General features: G+C 68.2%; 15 protein-coding genes and 1 tRNA gene. 4 read left to right on the top strand and 12 right to left on the bottom strand.

Annotated elements, in window-relative coordinates:
- Window positions 1–1,715, bottom strand: a 1,715-nt coding sequence (locus AQI88_RS14270) for a DUF2264 domain-containing protein (protein WP_208615783.1), incomplete at its 3' end; no start/stop codon positions are given.
- 68 nt (window positions 1,716–1,783) lie between these two features.
- A complete protein-coding gene (locus tag AQI88_RS14265; protein ID WP_066997690.1) occupies window positions 1,784–2,827 on the bottom strand; it encodes a rhamnogalacturonan acetylesterase in 1,044 nt (347 codons plus the stop codon).
- A gap of 188 nt (window positions 2,828–3,015) precedes the next feature.
- On the opposite strand from AQI88_RS14265, the gene AQI88_RS14260 reads away from it, so the two are divergent.
- Complete coding sequence (locus AQI88_RS14260) at window positions 3,016–4,695, top strand: rhamnogalacturonan lyase B N-terminal domain-containing protein (RefSeq protein WP_066997687.1); 1,680 nt, start codon at window positions 3,016–3,018, stop codon at window positions 4,693–4,695.
- Between the two features lie 547 nt (window positions 4,696–5,242).
- On the opposite strand, the gene AQI88_RS14255 is transcribed toward AQI88_RS14260, so the two are convergent.
- The 4 genes from AQI88_RS14255 to AQI88_RS14240 all read right to left on the bottom strand — a co-directional run bounded on the left by AQI88_RS14255 (window position 5,243) and on the right by AQI88_RS14240 (window position 7,892).
- Window positions 5,243–5,932 (bottom strand): hypothetical protein, encoded by a 690-nt coding sequence (locus tag AQI88_RS14255; RefSeq protein WP_066997685.1) that lies wholly within the window; start codon window positions 5,930–5,932, stop codon window positions 5,243–5,245.
- A 400-nt stretch (window positions 5,933–6,332) separates the two neighbouring features.
- A complete protein-coding gene (locus tag AQI88_RS14250; RefSeq protein WP_066997683.1) occupies window positions 6,333–6,755 on the bottom strand; it encodes an arsenate reductase ArsC in 423 nt (140 codons plus the stop codon).
- A gap of 31 nt (window positions 6,756–6,786) precedes the next feature.
- Window positions 6,787–7,521, bottom strand: a complete 735-nt coding sequence (locus tag AQI88_RS14245) for an aquaporin (protein WP_079057567.1) — start codon at window positions 7,519–7,521, stop codon at window positions 6,787–6,789.
- A complete protein-coding gene (locus AQI88_RS14240) occupies window positions 7,518–7,892 on the bottom strand; it encodes an ArsR/SmtB family transcription factor (protein ID WP_066997680.1) in 375 nt (124 codons plus the stop codon). The genes AQI88_RS14245 and AQI88_RS14240 overlap by 4 nt, the downstream gene beginning before the upstream one ends.
- A gap of 105 nt (window positions 7,893–7,997) precedes the next feature.
- Here AQI88_RS14240 and arsM point away from each other — a divergent pair, with 105 nt between their 5' ends.
- The 3 genes from arsM (at window position 7,998) to AQI88_RS14230 (ending at window position 11,035) form a co-directional block, all read left to right on the top strand.
- Window positions 7,998–8,888, top strand: a complete 891-nt coding sequence (gene arsM / locus AQI88_RS14235; RefSeq protein ID WP_066997678.1) for an arsenite methyltransferase — start codon at window positions 7,998–8,000, stop codon at window positions 8,886–8,888.
- A gap of 161 nt (window positions 8,889–9,049) precedes the next feature.
- A tRNA-Ser gene (locus tag AQI88_RS45900) sits at window positions 9,050–9,137 on the top strand.
- Between the two features lie 413 nt (window positions 9,138–9,550).
- Window positions 9,551–11,035: a serine/threonine-protein kinase gene (locus tag AQI88_RS14230; protein ID WP_079057566.1), complete on the top strand. Its 1,485-nt coding sequence runs from the start codon at window positions 9,551–9,553 to the stop codon at window positions 11,033–11,035.
- Between the two features lie 131 nt (window positions 11,036–11,166).
- Here the strand turns inward: AQI88_RS14230 and AQI88_RS14225 are convergent, their stop codons facing one another.
- The 6 genes from AQI88_RS14225 to AQI88_RS45895 form a co-directional block, all read right to left on the bottom strand.
- Window positions 11,167–11,901: a site-specific integrase gene (locus AQI88_RS14225; protein WP_208615782.1), complete on the bottom strand. Its 735-nt coding sequence runs from the start codon at window positions 11,899–11,901 to the stop codon at window positions 11,167–11,169.
- A 195-nt stretch (window positions 11,902–12,096) separates the two neighbouring features.
- On the bottom strand, window positions 12,097–12,456 hold the full coding sequence (locus tag AQI88_RS14220; protein ID WP_066997672.1) for an ASCH domain-containing protein: 360 nt from the start codon (window positions 12,454–12,456) through the stop codon (window positions 12,097–12,099).
- Window positions 12,453–13,568: a hypothetical protein gene (locus AQI88_RS14215; protein WP_066997669.1), complete on the bottom strand. Its 1,116-nt coding sequence runs from the start codon at window positions 13,566–13,568 to the stop codon at window positions 12,453–12,455. Before AQI88_RS14215 ends, AQI88_RS14220 begins: the two co-directional genes overlap by 4 nt.
- A gap of 639 nt (window positions 13,569–14,207) precedes the next feature.
- Window positions 14,208–14,648, bottom strand: coding sequence for a hypothetical protein (locus AQI88_RS14210; RefSeq protein ID WP_079057564.1), 441 nt, complete (start codon window positions 14,646–14,648; stop codon window positions 14,208–14,210).
- Window positions 14,649–14,703: 55 nt separating this feature from the next.
- A complete protein-coding gene (locus AQI88_RS14205; protein WP_066997666.1) occupies window positions 14,704–15,933 on the bottom strand; it encodes a helix-turn-helix domain-containing protein in 1,230 nt (409 codons plus the stop codon).
- 216 nt (window positions 15,934–16,149) lie between these two features.
- Window positions 16,150–17,235 (bottom strand): ATP-binding protein, encoded by a 1,086-nt coding sequence (locus AQI88_RS45895; protein WP_159050336.1) that lies wholly within the window; start codon window positions 17,233–17,235, stop codon window positions 16,150–16,152.
- Between the last annotated feature and the right edge of the window lie 127 nt (window positions 17,236–17,362).

The raw sequence follows: 17,362 nt of genomic DNA, 5'->3' as shown, positions 1-17,362 counted from the left end.
CCGGGCGTCACCGACCACGACGAGCCCGCCGAGTGCTCGTCCGGGGCCGTGAAGCGGAAGTGCCCGAGCCGTCCCGTGGCCCAGCGGACCGTCAGGTCGTAGTCGCCCTGCACCTCCACGGTCACCAGATCCGCGAGGGGCAGGGGGTCGGGTTCCGCGGTCAGCCGGGCGAGGGCGACGAACAGGGTGGGCCCGTCGCCGGTCACGCCGAAGAGGGCGAATCCGTCCGACAGGCCGTGGACCGGCACCAGTTCGGCCGACTCGTCCTCCCCGGGCACCCACCCCGTGACGTGCACTTCGGTGCCGGGAGCCGCCCCCGCCACCAGATGAGCCCGCACCTCCACCGCGCCGTCGGCCACGACGAGGCTGGTCACCTGCGCGCCGGAACCCACCGGGTACCGGGAGGCCGCCCAGTCCTCCCCCACGCCCAGCGGCACGATGCCCGTGCGGACCGGGTCGCCGCCGACCAGGACGATGTTGTCGGGCGGCGATCCGAAGGGCCGGGTGACCGTGGAGTACGCGAACCGCGTGTAGTAGGGGTCGTAGCGGACGTCCTCGCTGCCGTGGTTGTGGAGGCGGACCACGCCGTCCGCACGCGTCGACTGGAGCAGCCAGTTGGGCCCGGCGACCGGCGTCACGGCGTCGGCGCGCTCCGCCGGGCCCGGCTCCTCGGGCGCCGTCCACACCTCGTGTTCCGGGGGCAGCAGGAGGCCGAGGAAGCCCTTGCTCGCCCAGTAGGGCGAGGCCGGTCCCGAGTAGCTCTGCAGAACGGCCGGGTCGGGGCCGTGCCAGCCGAGGGTCAGCAGCCCGCGGGTGTCCACGGCTCCCCGGTCCAGGTAGTACTTCAGCGCTCCGGAGGCCAGCCGCCGCGTCTGTCCCGCCGCCAGCGGCGTACGGCCCGTGAGCGCGCCCAGCCACAGCGGGGCAGTCGTCGCGAACCGGTAGGTCAGCGAGCGGCCCTGGTGCAGGGGCGCGCCGTCGCCGCCGAACAGGCGGGCGTAGTCGGCGAGATGGCGTTCGAGCCGGTCGCCGTAGAGCTTCAGCAGCTCGGCGTCGTCGGCCAGCCACGCGTGCAGCACCGGATACAGGTGCATGGCCCAGCCGTTGTAGTAGTCGAACTTGCGGCCGTCCCCGTCGGTGTACCAGCCGTCGCCGACGTACCACTGCTCGATGCGTTCCAGGCCGCGGTCGATCGCCTTGCGGGCCGCCTCGGGCCGGTGGCCGGTCTCCGCGAGGAAGCCGCCCACGGTGACCGGGAACAACTCCCAGTTGCAGGGCCAGGGTTCGGCGGTCAGCGCGTCCGCCAGCCAGGACGCCGTGCGCTCGCGCACGCCCTGGTCCAGGCGGTCCCACAGCAGGGGCCGGGTCAGCCGCAGGGCGAGGGCGATCGAGGCGGCCTCGACCAGGGGCTGGCTGCGGTCGGCGATGCGCGGCCAGATACCGCCGGGGCCGGTCGCGAGGCCCTCGGCGTAGCGGCCGAGTGCGGTCTCGTCCCGGCGGAACGCGGCCAGCAGGAGCGTACGGGCATACCCCTCCAGGCCGTCGGAGAGGCGGCCCGCGTGGCTCACGTGATCGCCGGGGAGGTGGTAGAGGGCGCGGTCGGGGGTGGCGTAGGGCTCCACGGCGGCGAGCAGGGCGTCGGCGGCACTCTCCCAGTGGGCGCGGGTGTAGCCGGTGTACGGGCTGGTGGAGCGGTCGTCGGCGGGCAGTTCGATCACGGCGGTGGCTTTCCTTCCTGGCGGGCCTGGGACGCCCCGGTTCCGGTCGGGGCGCCCCAGGGGACTCATCCCACCCGCACGGTGCCCTTCGGCACCAGATGCCGGGCGAGGAGTTCGTCGCGGACCAGTCCCGCGTAGACGGTGGCGCCGTGCACGGAGGTGTGCGTGTTGTCCCGCTTCTCGTTGTAGAGGTAGATCGACTTCGAGCCCTCCGCGCCGAGGGACTCCACCAGGGCCTTCGTCTTCGCCGTGAGGTCGATCAGCGCGACGTTCTCGGCGGCCGCGACGGAGCGGACGACGGCCGGGAGGTCGACACCGAGGCCGTTGACCAGCAGGGCCGTGGTGTTGTTCAGGGTGCCGTCGGGGCTGAACCAGCGGCGCACGATCGGTGTCACGAGCACCGGCTCGCCGCCCTTGTCCCGGATGCCGGCCACCAGGGTCGTCAGGTTCGCCCGGTAGGTCGCCTCGTCGGTGGTCTTGTCGTTGTGGGCGAGCTGGACGAGGACGAGGTCGCCGGGGCGGATCAGCGGCTGGACGGTGGCCCACAGCTGCGGGTTCTGCAGGTAGGTGACCGTACTTTCCCCGGAATCCGCGTAGTTGGCCACGGACAGTCCCCTGCGCAGGTACTGCGGGAGCTGCTGGCCCCAGCCGGAGTACGGGTCGGCGGGCTGGTCACAGACGGTGGAGTCGCCGATGAGAATGACCTGCCGGGCGTGCCGGGCCGGGGTGACCCGGATGCCGGCGAGGGCGGGGGCGGAGCCGGCGAGGGCGAGGTCCAGGCCGGGGGTGCCGTCGGGGCCGGTGGGCTCGCCCTCGGGGGTACGGACGTTCACGGTGAAGCGGCGCGTGAGGTGTGCGCCGGCCGCGACGGCGGTCTCGGGGAGCAGCGAGCGGCGGGTCTCGCCGGTGATCGCGGTGCTGGAGGCGGTCGCGCCGCCGAGGCGGACGGTCACGTCGTAGGTGCCGGGCGGGACGTCGAAGTGGCAGGCGGTCGCGGTGCAGTCGGCGATGCCGAGGGGCGGTTGGCGGTCGTGCGCCTGGGCGGGCACGGCGGACAGCGCGCCGCTCAGGGTGACCGCCGCCAGCAGGGCGGTGCTGAAACGTCTCACTCGGGGCTCCTCCGTCACGCCGACTAGGTGGCGGCTGGACCGTACCGCCTTTGGCAAGCGCTTTCTAGACCCTGGGTCGATTTCACAAGACTGCCAACTCTCAGCGAGCGAAAGCCCTTTCGCGAAATCGATTCAACTGCCACAGTGCGAACACCCGCACCCCACCCGCTTCCGAAGGAGGCACCCCCATGTCCGCAGCTGAGAGCAGTCCGGTCGGACGCCGCACCTTCGTGCTCGGCACCGCGGCCGCCGCCGGTACGGCGGCCCTCGCCGGTCCGCTCGCCGGCTCCGCGTCCGCCGGGGGCTTCGGCTGGAGCGACGACGGCTCCGACTTCGTGGTCGACACCGGCGCGAGTCTCGTCTTCAAGGTGAGCAAGACCAACGGCGACCTCACCTCGCTGGTCTACAAGGGCACCGAGTACCAGGGCTACGGCGGCAAGAACTCGCACGTGGAGTCCGGCCTCGGCACCTCCACCGTCACCGTCGGACAGTCCGGCTCGACCATCCTGATCTCCGTCGCCCATGGCACGCTCAAGCACTACTACGCGGCCCGCAGCGGCGAGAACAACATCTACCTGTGGACCAACAAGGCCGACTCCTCCGTCTCCGCGAGCCGCTACATCGTGCGCGTGAAGGCGGGGCTGTTCCTCAACGACGAGCCGGACTCCTACACGTACACGACCAGCACCGTCGAGGCCTCGGACGTGTTCGCCAAGTCCGACGGGCAGACCCGGTCCAAGCACTACTCGAAGCTCCGGGTCATCGACTACGACCACATCGGCTGGAGCAGCGGCGGCGTCGGCCTGTGGATCGTGCGCAGCAACCACGAGAAGGCCTCCGGCGGCCCGTTCTACCGCTCGCTGCTGCGCCACCAGAGCGCGGACGGCGGCGGCCTGTACGAGATCCTGTACTACGGCGAGAACCAGACCGAGGCCGAGCGCTACGGCCTCCAGGGCCCGTACGTCATCGCCTTCACGGACGGCGGCGCGCCCTCCTCGGCGCTTTTCCCCGGCACCCTGACGACCTCCTGGGCGGACTCCCTCGGCATCTCCGGCTACGTCGGCGCGAGCGGGCGGGGCCGGGTGGCGGGCGTCGGGATCGCCGGGCGGAACACGGCGTACCCGTACACGGTGGGGCTCGCGAACTCGGCGGCGCAGTACTGGGGGGCGGCGCGGTCGTCGGACGGGTACTTCTCGGTCGGCGGTGTCCTGCCGGGTGCATACACGCTGACTGTCTACAAGGGAGAGTTGGCCGTATACAGCACCCAGGTGACCGTGTCCGCGGGCGCGACGACCAGCGTCAACACGATCACCGTCCCGTCGTCCAACGACCCCTCCCACGCGAACGCGATCTGGCGGATCGGCGACTGGAACGGCTCCCCGGGCGGCTTCAAGAACGCGGACCTGATGACGTACGCGCACCCCTCCGACGTTCGGGCCGCCTCCTGGACCGGCAACGTGGTGATCGGCAGCGGCACCGAGACCTCCGCCTTCCCGGCGTACCTCTGGAAGGACGTCAACAGCGGTCTGCTGGTGTACTTCAGGCTGACCGCCGCACAGGCCGCCGCCGCGCACACCCTGCGGATCGGCGTGACGACGGCCTACGCCAACGGCCGGCCGCAGATCAGCCTCAACGGCACCTGGACCTCGTCCATCCCCTCCCCGCCCACCCAGCCGAGCACTCGGTCACTGACGGTGGGCTCCTACCGGGGCAACAACCACACGTTCACCTACAGCATCCCGGCGAGCGCCTGGCTGACGGACACCGGCCAGTACAACGTGCTGAAGATCGACGTGGTGAGCGGTTCGGGGACGACGGGCTATCTCAGCGCGGGCACGGCGATCGACGCGGTCGACCTCCTCGCCTGATCCCGTCGACTCCTTCTTGGCGGGCGGCGACTTGACGGCCCGCTCGAGCCGAACGAGCACCACCGCCTCCCCGCGCAGCACCGCACCCTGGCGCTCGCAGCGCTGCCACGAGCCTCCACGGCTCAGTCCGCCACCACCTGACGGTCGCTCGCCCGGCTCCACAACCTCGTCCTCGTCCTCGTCCTCGTCGGAAGGCATGACCAATCCGCCCGTGGAGTTCCGCCCGGCGGAGGTGGCGAGCCGGACGGCGGGGGCGGCGAGGGTCGAGGATCGGGGTCAACGTGGGCCGGGCCTTCCAGGGCGAGGCCTGCCGCGCGGTCTTGAGTCGCAGAGCGTCGGCCCATCTCGGCTCGGTGGCTGCTGACGATGCCCCCCGCTCGTGTGGGACCACGTGTGCAGGGCCCGTTCCGGTCGTGCGGGTTCAGTGCGTTCCCCGACCTTCCGCAACCCTGATGCCTGATCGCGGCCATGGCAGCACAGAGACACCCGCCCGGCGGGCGGCTCGGGGGCGGCGGAGCTGGAGAACGGGCACCGGGTGATCTGACCCTCACTGCATGTGGAGGCATGGATCGCCGTGCAGGGCACCGGAGGAGACCCAGCCCCAGCGGTGGGAGCGCAGGTCCAGGCCGTAGATCCAGGCGTGGTCGGAGTGGCTCGTGCACCGCTTCGTGATCTTGAATTTGTCGTCATGGAAGAGGTTGGCCACAACGAACGCCCGGGGCTTGTCCCGCATGGTGATGTAGGCGGGCCCCACGGCGCGGGTGCCGACGGTATGGGAGCCGGCCGTGTGGTTCGTGCCGAAGTCGACGTGGCGCCAGTTGTGCGAGGCCTTGCCCCACAGGTTGCGGACCCGGCCCTGGCCGTCCTTGGCCCCGTCCGAGTACTTGTTGCCCTTGAGGCACGAGGTCTCCACGAAGGCCCAGCGCGGCTTCCCGCTGATGTGGTGGTCGTGGTCCAGGACGAGCGTCCAGTTCTTGTTCACGCGGTACCGCCAGCCCACCCAGTGCTTCTGCGGTTCCGTCCAGGCACCGGCGGCGAGCGGCTTGCCCGTCCCGTCCAGGGAGGGATAGAAGGTGCAGCCGCCCGGCCGAGTCACTCGCATATCGGTGGTCCAGTCCGATGCGACGGACGTGGGACCCGTGAGGAGTGCGAGTGAGACAGCCGCCGTGGCGACGGCGGCCAGCTTGCTGGTGGTGTGCATGTATCCCTCTTCCTTGTCGGTGATCGGGATGCTCACCGTGGTGCCTCTATCGGGCCGCCATCAGACGAAGTCGCCAACTGGCCTGATTCGACCGGAGTTTGGAGAAGCTGATCATGAGAATGATCACTCCTCTGCCGCGCGGGCGGACCGCGCCCCCGGTCGCACCCAAGAGGCCAACACCCGCAGACACAAGTGCCGCAAGTCCTTGATCCATGCAGGCAGGATGCAGGCAAGTGCCTCCAGGGCCCGTCCGAAGGGGGCGTTGGACTGCCTGGGGGCCTTCGTACGGGAGGAACCGATACCTCCCGAGGGAGTAGGACTCACCCGAGCTCGCGAGGTTGAGGCTCGCTCCATCGAGTACATGGAAGATCTGGCACACGATCACGAGAGCGGCTGCCACTGATACGCGCTGCTACATCTGCCTGGCCGCAAGCCGTCATGCCGCTGCAGTGATATCGAGTTCGGTGAGCAGACCGCGTACCCGCTGTTCGATCGCGTCCCGGATGGGGCGAACCGCGTCGACACCCTGGCCCGCCGGGTCGTCCAGCTGCCAGTCCAGGTACCGCTTGCCGGGAAAGACCGGGCAGGCGTCCCCACAGCCCATCGTGATCACCACATCCGAGGATTGCACCGCCTCGGTGGTGAGGACCTTCGGTGTCTCGGCGGAGATGTCGATGCCGACCTCCGCCATGGCCTGGACGACGGCGGGGTTGACCGCGTCGGCTGGGGCAGAGCCCGCCGAGCGGACCTCTACTTGGTCGCCGCCGAGGTGGGTGAGGAACGCGGCGCCCATCTGGGAGCGGCCGGCGTTGTGGACGCAGACGAACAGGACCGAGGGGCACGAGGCGGGGGTGCTCATGGCGGGCGTCTTTCCAGGAGAGCGGAGTGGATCAGGAGGAGGCGAGTTCGGGTTCGCCGTGCGGTACGACGACCTGGTCCCCGGCGGGGGCAGGACGGCCATACACCGTCAGGACGGCGCCCAGCCCAAGCACGGCTCCAGCCAGCTGCGCAGCGATGAACGGGGCGAGGGAGGCGGGAGCGATGCCGGCGAAGGTGTCGGTGAAAGCCCGGCCTATGGTCACTGCCGGGTTCGCGAACGAGGTGGAGGAGGTGAACCAGTAGGCGGCCCCGATGTACGAGGCCACGGCCGCCGGTGCAAGGGATGCTCGGCCGATGCGGTCAAGTCCGAAGATCAGCAGGATCAGCCCGGCCGTAGCGACCACCTCACCGAGCCACAGGTGAGAGGCGGACCGGTCGTGCGTAGACCAATTGACCAGCGGCTTGTCGAACATCGCGTCGGCCAGGATCGCCCCGCCCATGGCTCCGGCGATCTGTGCGGGTACGTACGCGGCCACGTCCCGCAGGGTGAGGCCGTCGGCCTTGCGGCGGCCGGCGAACCAGGCGGCGAGGGTGACCGCCGGATTGAAATGCGCGCCGGAAACCGGCCCGAGCACGGCGATCAGCACGCCCAGGCCGAAGACGGTGGCGAGGGAGTTGGCGAGCAGCTGCACACCCACGTCGCGCGACAGCTCGGTCGCCTGGATACCCGAGCCGACCACCACTGCCACCAGCAGCCCGGTTCCAACGGCTTCAGCGGCGAGCCGTCGGCCCAGGGGCGCGGTCACGCGGTGGCTCCGGCGGTCTGCGGCGCGGTCAGGAATGCGGCGAGCCGGTCCAGGACACCGGGCAGCACCCAGTAGTACACCCACGTCCCGCGCCGCTCGCAGTCGATGAGCCCGGCCTGCCGGAGCAGCTTGAGGTGGTGGGAGATCGTCGGCTGGGACAGCTTGAAGGCCGGCGTCAGCTCGCACACGCAGACCTCGCCGCCCTCACCACGCGAGGCGATCATCGACATCATCCGCAGCCGGACCGGGTCGCCCAGGGCCTTGAACACCTTTGCCAACTCGGCCGCCTGGTCCTCGTTCAGCGGCGCGGCGGACAGTCCTGCGCAGCAGGCGGTGTCCTGCCCGATCACCTCGAGCTCTTGTTTCGACATGCCTCTATGTTGACGTTTTTCGATTCAAGGCGCAAGGTTGCATCAATGAACGTCGATACAGGCCGTTCCGGGGCACCGCCATACCCCGTCACCTGGGAGTGAGTCATGAGCGATCAGTCCACTGACCTGCGCGAAACCGTCCGTCAGCGCTACGCCGCGGCGGCCGTGACGGTGACCGAGGGCGGCACCGCATGGTGCGGACCGCAGCTGGTCGAGGTCGACGAGAACTTCGGCTCGACCCTGTACGCCGCCGACGAGCGCGACGCCCTGCCCGCTGAGGCCGTCGCCGCGTCACTCGGCTGCGGCAACCCGACCGCCGTCGCAGAACTGCGTGAGGGCGAACGCGTCCTCGACCTCGGCTCCGGCGGCGGCATCGACGTCCTGCTCTCCGCCCGACGCGTCGGCCCCACCGGCAAGGCGTACGGGGTGGACATGACCGACGAGATGCTGGCCCTGGCCCTGGCCAACGCCGAGAAGGCCGACGCGACGAACGTCGAGTTCCTGAAGGGCACCATCGAATCCATCCCGCTGCCCGCGAACACCGTCGACGTGGTGATCTCGAACTGCGTGATCAACCTGTCCGTCGACAAGCCCGCCGTGTTCGCCGAGACCTTCCGCGTCCTCAAGCCCGGCGGCCGCATCGGCGTCTCCGACGTCGTCGCCGACGACACCCTCACACCCGAGCAGCGAGCTGAGCGCGGCGACTACGTCGGCTGCATCGCCGGCGCACTCTCCTTCACCGAATACCGCCAGGGCCTGGAGGCCGCAGGCTTCACGGATGTCGAGATCACTCCCACCCACCCGGTTGCCGACGGCATGCACTCCGCCATCGTCCGCGCCGTCAAGCCCGCCGGCGCGACCGACGCGAACGGCTCCTCCGCAGCCGGTGTTTGCTGTGGTGTGACCGCCTGTTGCACGTCCGGCGAGCAGGCCGCCGATCCATCGGCTACCGTCGCTGAGGCGAAGGCTGCAAGCGACTGCGGCTGCCAGAGCTGACGGTAACCCGGACGTCGGTGGCAGGCAGAGCAGATACTGCCCAGCGGGTGGCCCCGAGGCGTGGAAGTCAGCCAGTGGACCCCGTGTGGACCACAAGCCCCGCGCGAGGCCGGAGGCCGGTGGGCTGTAGCCCGCTCCGGCCCAGGTGGGACGGGGCTGAGGCGGGTTGCCCGAGCGGCCGAAGGGAACGGTCTTGAAAACCGTCGTGGCAGCGATGTCACCGTGTGTTCAAATCCCACCGCATCCGCAGAGGTCATAGATGTGCACGTCAGAAGGGGTGCCCCTCGTTGAGAGGCACCCCTTCTGCATTGGGGCTGTCTCACCTGATTTCGCCCCTGTCGCGTTGCGGATCAGTGCGTGTGGACCAGGCGTGGACCAGACGGGTGGACCAGACGGTCAGTGGTGCAGACGCTTGACGTCTGCCAGCTGTTCAGGGGATATGTGGCCGTGAACGACACCAGGCACTTTCTCGCGGTCGATGATCAGCCGTTGGTGCACCATCGACGGGCCCGGGTGCTGGCATGTTAGTGACAACGGCAGGGAAGGTGTGTACGTACTTCCGGTTCTCGGCCTTGTGCCTGCACGGCCGGAACCCGGCGAAGGGGAGTCTTCGTCTCCTCTTCATATCGATCTGAAGAGAGACGCATCGGGTACGCCGACCCATGCCGAACGGGGGAGCGATGACGAGTGGGACGCAGCCGGGAACGCTGATCGGCGGCCGGTACAGGCTGGACCATCGGCTAGGTGCCGGCGGGTTCGGCCAAGTCTGGCGGGCTCACGACACAGCTCTGGGCGTAGACGTGGCGGTGAAACAGGTCCATCTGGGCAGCAGGCTGCCGGACGAGGAGCGCGCAGAACTACTGGCCCGCGCGGGAAGAGAGGCTCGCAACGCCGCCCGGCTGCGCGATCACCCCCATATCGTCACTGTGCATGACGTCGTCGAGGTGGACGAAGTCCCCTGGATCGTCATGCAGTTGGTGGAGGGATACTCGCTGGCGGAGGAACTGCAGGAACGCGGCCCGCTGGGAGTTGAGTGTGCCGCTGTCATCGCCCAGGCACTGCTCAGCGCGCTGGAGGCGGCTCACAAGGCAGGTGTGGTTCACCGGGACGTGAAGCCGGCCAACGTGATGCTCACCGACAGCGGAGAGGTGCTCCTCGCGGACTTCGGGATCGCCGTCGGGCAGACCGATCCACGCCTGACGGCGACCGCTCTCGTCATCGGGTCGCCCGGCTTCATAGCCCCCGAGCGGCTTCACGGCGCGCAAAGCGACGGCCGGGCGGACCTGTTCTCACTGGGCGTGACGCTGTACGCGGCAGTGGAGGGCGCGATGCCGTTCCCAACGGGGAATCCCACCGCCGCCCTGACCGAGCCCCCTCGCCCACCGGTGAAGGCCGGTCAGCTGGCCGCTCTCATCACCGGCCTGCTGGAGAAGGACCCCTCCCAACGCCCCACCATTCCCGATGCGTTGGTGATGCTCACTGCGCCTCCCAAGCCTCCGAAGCCCCCTGTCAAAGAGCCGCCCAAGAAGCCAGTACGGCCCGAAACCGTGAAATTCACCAACACACGAGCCGAGCTGAAGAAGGCATATGACGAAGATCCCGTCGACGGCTTCGCGTCCTACGGCCTGGGCTGTACAGGAATCCTCCTTGCCGGCCCCGTCATCAGCCTCGTCTGGGCCGAACACTCTGCCTCGGATTCGGCAGGCACCTTTATCGGGCATATGTTCGTGGGCTGGTTCGTATTGGGCTCGGTGTTCGGGTTGGGCCTACAGCTGGTGGGTTGGTGGCGGGGACGCTTTGATCTCTCGGATGTAGTCACCATCCACGACGACGGCATCACCTTCAGCCGCTGGGTGAGGGAGAACCGGAAGCTCAAGAGCTTCACGGTCCGATGGGACACGTTGGAAGCCATCACTGTCGAAAGAAACGCCGCCGGCAAGCATGAGGTCGTCGCATGGTTCAGTAAGACGAACGAGCCGACGTCCAAATGGCTCGTCGCAAACGGGGTCACCACCCGTCAGGGCGGTGGTTTCATGCTCTACGGACGGGACACCGCCAGCAGAGTCGATCCCAACCGGTTCCGCAACGAGCTGAAGAGGGCCGCCGGACCGCGATATGGCACCCCACAGAACTCCCGGCGTCCCTGAACAGGGAGTGATGTGACGCGTTCAGAGTCACGTCAACGTACGAAGATGCGTCGCCCCCAAACTTACTGATTGCCAGTGAGGGCGACGCGCACGTGACTCACATCGTGGCGGCATGGTCTGGCCTGGCCGGACTACTCTTCGGCTGCTGCTTCCAGAGCCCGCTCGATCCGTTCGTTCGAGTGCTGCTGGTTGCGGTGAATCGCCTTGGCGTAGAACCGGAACAGAACCGCGATGCTGTGGCCTGCCCGGCGTGCAACTTCGGCGGGGGAGACGCCGGACGCAAGCCAGAGCGAGACGCCCGCGTGGCGCAGGGAGTACGGCACGTCAGCCAGCGGTGAGGCAGCCTCGGACTCTGTCAGCACCGCGAGCCGAGCCGCCTTCCAGACCTCTCCGTACTCCTTGGACAGGAGGTGGCCGCCCTGGGACGCGCGGAACAGCCGACCGTCTTCGGCCGCGCCGAACTCCTTGATGTGCTCGCGGACCAGGCGGACGAGCACGGGCGGAATGGGCACCGGCCGGGTCGCCTTGCGAGCCCGCTTCTTCAGGCCGCGTGTATCGAACGACTCGCCCGTGTCGGTCCATCCGGAGCCGACTCGGGGCATGCTCGTGGAGAGCAGGACTTCGCCCCAGCCCTCTTCGGGAATGGTGAAGTCGTCCTCACGCAGACTGGCAGCCTCACCAGGGCGGTTGGCCGCGTAGTAGAGGCAGCCGAAGAACGCTTTCAGGTGCCGCCCGCGTTCGCCCTGTTCGCCGGCAGCGTCGATCAGCGCCTTCGCCAGCTTAGGTCCGGGCACGAACCGGAAGTCGATCTCGTCGTCAGTCTCGGGCGGGGTCCAGTCGACCTTGAAAGGGGGGTGCAGCCGCACCCGCGTTCGAGCACGCCGACCGCCCCGGTACCATCGGCACCGGGGTCCTGACCAGGGATTCCAGGACCGGACCACCCCGGATCGCTGTCCAGGCTGAGGGGTGGTCCGGTCTCTTATTGGCGCCCGCCGCTCGTAGCGCGGGCGCCGAGGAAGCCGCGCTGTCCCCCTCGGGGGAGCGGGGGCCACGCGGCGGGCTTAATGGGGCAGCAGCTCGATTTCGATGGCGAGCGCGCCGAGCGCTTCCTTATCCGCCGGGTAGATCTCGCGGATGTTGGCGAGCTGCTGCTCGCGGGAGGAGGCCGGGTTGACGTTCGCCGAGCCCTCCCCGTCGAGCAGTTCCTCGAACGTCTTGTACTCCGTGACCCGCTTCACCAGGACGTCACAGGTCTCGTCCGTGCCCTTGATTCGGAAGCGGATGACGTCTCCGGCGGCCAGATCTTCGAGGTGGGGATACTTCACCCGCACCTCGATCGTCTTCTGACCGGCGGCGACGAGGCCGAAGTACCGGCGGTAGAGGTTCAGTTCGCGGACGCGCGCGGCGGCTGTTTCCGTCATCGGGCGGGAACGCTCCTAGCTGTTGCAGTGGACATGAGCCGGCCGAGTACACCGGCCGAGTACGAGCGGAAGAAGTGGCGGGGGTCGGCGAGTAGCACGTCTGTCAGACCGAGCAAGCGGTCGACGTACTCAGCCAACGAGCCGGGCCACTCTCGGGTGTCGAGCATCCACGGGGCCGCGCCGTCGGGCAAGGGTGCGCGCCCCTCGCGGATGAGGGACTTGGACAGCTTCGCGCCCGTGTCCGTGACCACCTGGGGGCAGAACAGTCGGGCGGGCAACTGCCCGCGGGTGAGGCCGACCGCCTGTAGGGCACCGTCGACGAGGATGCAGCCGGGCATCCAGTCGCTGCCCTTGACCATGACGTACAGCGTGCCGACTGCCCCGCTGATCATCAGTTCCTTGACCAGGTTCCGGTACAGGGTGGCCAGGTCCAGGTATCCGCCATCGGTGGGTTCGATGACGACCTCGTACTCGCCATGAAGCAGACACACGGCCGAGACCGTTGCCCGCTCGAAGCCGTCGTCACGTACGCGGGTCCGCTCGGCGTACTTCTCGGCCCACCCGCAGCCGGGACGCGGGCAGGGAACACGGACATGCGGCACACCCGATGACGGGGACAGGTACCAGCGGGCAGCGTCCATGCGGGGCAGCACTCGCAGCCAGGTACGCCGGAAGTGCTGGGCTGCTTGCTGCTGGGTGTACGTCTCGACCGAAAACGGCACCTTCAGCCGCTCAGAGAGCGCGGTGAACAGCGGTCGGTACAGCTTGTCGATCTGCTCGGCGATGCCGGCCGCGCCGAGGGCATGACCGTAGGCCCGCTGGTAGCGGTGACCACTCTCCTTGTCGGTGACGATGGCGTACGCGGCGTTGTCGAGAGCACCGAACTGCACAACGGCCGGGACGCCGAACCGGTCTCGGATGCGGGCCGCCGTGGCGAAGGTGAGCGACTGGACCAGGGACGTTCCGATGTGCGGGGCTCCGTTGATCTGCGTTCCCACCACGAACACGATCCGCTCGGGTTCCGCGTTGGCGATGTGCGGCCTGAGCAGGTCCTCCGCATTCGTGAGCGCGTTGGCGAGCACGGTGTTCGGCGATACGGGATAGGTGGTCACCGCGTCTTCCCCTCGGTAGATGGGCAGGACTGCGCCGCAGAGCGGCGGGTGTGCTTCAGCGGTCGAGTGGTGGACGCGCCGCCGCGCCGGGGGGGAACCAGGAAAGGCGCGGGGGCGGGAGTCATCGGAATGTGCGCCGCCCACGGGGTCTTCGATGGCGACCCGTCCCCGCCGAGGAGTGGGGTGGGCACCGGGCGGGGACGGGGGCCGGTGGCGGTGCCTGTCGGCGGATGGGCAACGGGTACACGCGGAGGTAGTACCGGGCGTCGTAGTCCGTCACGGTGAACATGAACGCTCGGCCCGTGGCGAGGGAGCGCAACGCGTGCTCGTAGGCGCGGTCATCGTCTGCCCACGCACGCAGGTCTGCGTCAGGGCGAGGAAAGTCCGGACCAGCGGTCGTGAGGGGCGCGTCTCGGAGGAACAGAGCATCAGGGGTCGGGGACAGCAGCCGGGCGAGGCGGTGAGCTTCCGCGCGGAGCCAGCGGGCGGCGAGGCGCGGGGAACGGCCACGGCAGGTGGCGAGCAAGATCTCGCGAGAGCTGCTGAGGTCGTGGGCGGTCGCCTCACAGCGGAAGGCGATGGGCGACCGCATCGAGGCACGTGCAGAGGCCGGCGGGGCGAGCGTCAGCACGGCCCGGCTCACCGCGCATACTCCCGTGCCGATTCCCTCGCGGCGATGAGCTGTGTGAACTGGATGGAGTACAGCTCGACTTGGGCCGGGGTAAGCACGAGTACCGTCTTGCAGGTGCCGCCGTCTTCGTAGTGAACGGTGACCGGCAGCGCTGCCTGTTGGGCGCGGTGGTCGTAGATGGCGTCGCGCCGCATGGGGGTGACGTGCGTGACCGGGACCGGCACGGGGCGCAGGGTGGTCCCGTCCGACTTGGCACGCCAATCTTCTCCCCCGCCCGGCGGGCGCAGTTGGTACGACGCCGAGGAGTCGCTCGGCAGGGCGACGACTACGCCGATCTTGCCTGCCTTGGCGAGGTCGAGCGCCAGGTCGCCGAGGCGGGGGTGGAACGGGGAGCCCGCACTTAACTCAGCGCCAGGAACGGGAAGTTGCTTCGCAGTTCGTTCGGCCATGCCCCGAAGCTAGGAATATCTCCGGGGCCCAATATGAACCGCAGGAATACGACCCTCAGCCGTCGAGGTGGAAGCGGTCTGACATGCGCCGCAGCTTCTCACGGGTGCTCGCCCGCTCGGCGTACACGATGCTCCGCAGGGTTGACCGGGCGATGGGGTGATTGCGGACGAGCTGGGGGGCGGTGCTCTCGGCCTTCTCCAGTTCCTTCAGTGCCTTGTCACGGTTCCCGTCCCACAGCCAAGCGCGGGCCAGGTCCATGTGGTGGTGACCCTGCCGGGAGTTGGGAAGCGACTCGACCAGCTCCTTGCTCGTGCGCCGGTTTATCGACAGCGCCTCGCGTTGCTCATGCATCTCCAGGGCGACGCTGATTGCATGGATCTGCACGTTGCCCGGCGAGAAGGTGAGGCTGTGGCGGTCGTAGACCGGAGGGCCGACGGCCTCCGTCATCCGCTTGGCTGCACCCCGCGCGTGCTTGATCCGGTCCTTCGCTTCCGCCTTGCGACCGGCCCGCGCAGCCGAGACAGCCGCGCGCAGTTGCAGTGACCCCCACGCCCGCACGGCCAGCGGCTCACCCCGGTCGTATTCCTGCTGCACGCTGCGGATTGCCTTGTCCGAGAGGGCAATGGAGTCATCCCAGTCCGCTGTGGCCCACATGTCCCAGACGCGCATCCAGTCTGCGACGGCAGGCATCACCGGGTCGGCCGATAGCCGTGCGGACCATGCGGCCCGTTCGCATGCCATGGCGACCAGCTCCGGGTGTCCAAGGGCGTGCGCGGCAGTGTGAGCGAACTTGCAGCACACTGCGTAGATCGCATACGCCTCTTCCTGCTCGTGGCCCGTGGAGACTTCGGCCAGGGCACGCGCCTCACGGAACAGGTCGGGGAGCACCTGCATGATCGCCACGTTCGCAGCAGCGTCGCGGAGGCGGTGCAGACGGGTGGTTTCCTGCCACAGCTGACCAGCTGGGCGGGGGGTTCCGTCAAATACGGGAGCGAGGTCGTAGCGGCGCAGCTCACGCATGATCGCTGCGGCCGAGACCTGCCACTGATTCTCGGCCGGGGAGCTGTTGTACGGCCGCCCGATCAGGTCGTTCGGGTGTACGTGCAGTTCCGAGGCGAGCAGGTTGAGCAGGCCGACGCGATCGAGTTCGATGTGTCCGCGTTCCATCTTGGACACCCAGCCCTGCGTCTTGCCCAGGGCCGCAGCGAGGTCGGCTTGCGTCATGCCGAGGCGGAGTCGGGCGCGGCGCGCGCGACGGCCGATCTCTTCGGCTTCTTCCAGCATCAGCGCGCCCCCCTGTAGGTGAGGCGCCGGCGGTCCAGCAGGCGGCGAGGCATCGTGCTCCATCCGTCGGGGCTTCTACCCTTGACGGTACCGAGGCCGCGTGCCGCGTGTGGAGTGTTACAGGGCAGGAAGTGCCCCCGGCTCGCCCAGTTACATCCGGCACCCGTCCCAGTCGCCCAATAACTTACGGACCCGAACTGGCAGGGATGGTCATCCCTAGTTCTTGGGTATCTCCCCGCGCCGAAGAAGCGCACGACCAGCAGCCAATGTGGCGTGCACGGCTGGAGCAGTAATCGGGATGGAAGATTCACCGCGGCGTCTAACGATGCTGATGAAAGCACCCTCGACATCCCCGTCCACAATGGCCCCGTGAACAAGGAACGGCTTGTGCTCCTCGGGCTGAGGTGGGATATGCAGAACCACCAGACTTCCACCGTCGGCGGGCACCAGCTCGATGTCTAGATAGTCTGGCGGTGGATAGAGGTGCTGCTCGATCGCCGTCTGATAACTGCGGAGCGTTCGGCCATTCACCGGCACAGGACAGATGCTGCTGATAATTTCTCCTCCGGGCACCTTCTTTCCGCGCATGCCGACTACGACGATCCCGCCGTGCTCAGCGTTGGCGAAGCGAGCTACCGCTTGCGCGATGGAAATCTTCCCTGAGGGTGACTGGAGATCGTAGTGGGCGCTCTTCACGTCGAGCCAAGGACCCTCCTCCTGTCCGATCAAAACCTGAGCGTTGCCAGAACGAAGCAGGTCGAGAGTCGTCTCGCGGGTGAGCTTTCCGCTCTCAAATGCCTGGAGCAGAGCCAGGGCGCCTTCGGCGATGCGGAACAGATGGGCCATGTCCCGTCCTCGTGGTGAGCACGATATTTCGACGTCCCAAATGAGCGGATGATAATAGTTTGGGTTCATCTCGACATTCGCTACCCAGGCTCGGCGGCGTTTCAGGTAAGGAGTCAACGGGGTCGAAAGTGTTTCGGTCGCAGATTCTTCATCGTCGTACTCGTCAGTGGCGTGGCCGACCGATACCGACAGCGCCCCTTCGGAGAATTTAATTGAGATGGGTTCGGCGATGGAATACTCGTCGTCGACGCTGTCGTCACGGGTGACGTTGACCGTGACCTCGTCGCCGCCCATTGCCCGTTTCAGAGCCCCCTTCAAATCGGTCGGACGCATTCCTGTAAGGTCATCGACGTGGACCAGGAAATTGTCTACATCGAACCCGTTGCGAGACTGGCCGTTAGCCAGGATTAGCTTGTGCTGGTCCCGGTCGAACAGTACCGACTTTGCTGTGGCCACGCGGTATCCCCTCCTGCGACAACCCGCGCAACATTACAGCCCGGTACTGTTTCCACAGCGTTGATCACTTCAACATCCCGTTGGCGACGAGGTTACGCACTGGGTGGGCGCCGGTGCAGCCCTCGAC

Source organism: Streptomyces cellostaticus (assembly GCF_001513965.1).
GTDB classification, from domain to species: Bacteria; Actinomycetota; Actinomycetes; order Streptomycetales; family Streptomycetaceae; genus Streptomyces; species Streptomyces cellostaticus.
Note: the sequence above shows the minus strand (reverse complement) of the source record. Positions and strands in the feature narration are given on the sequence as shown.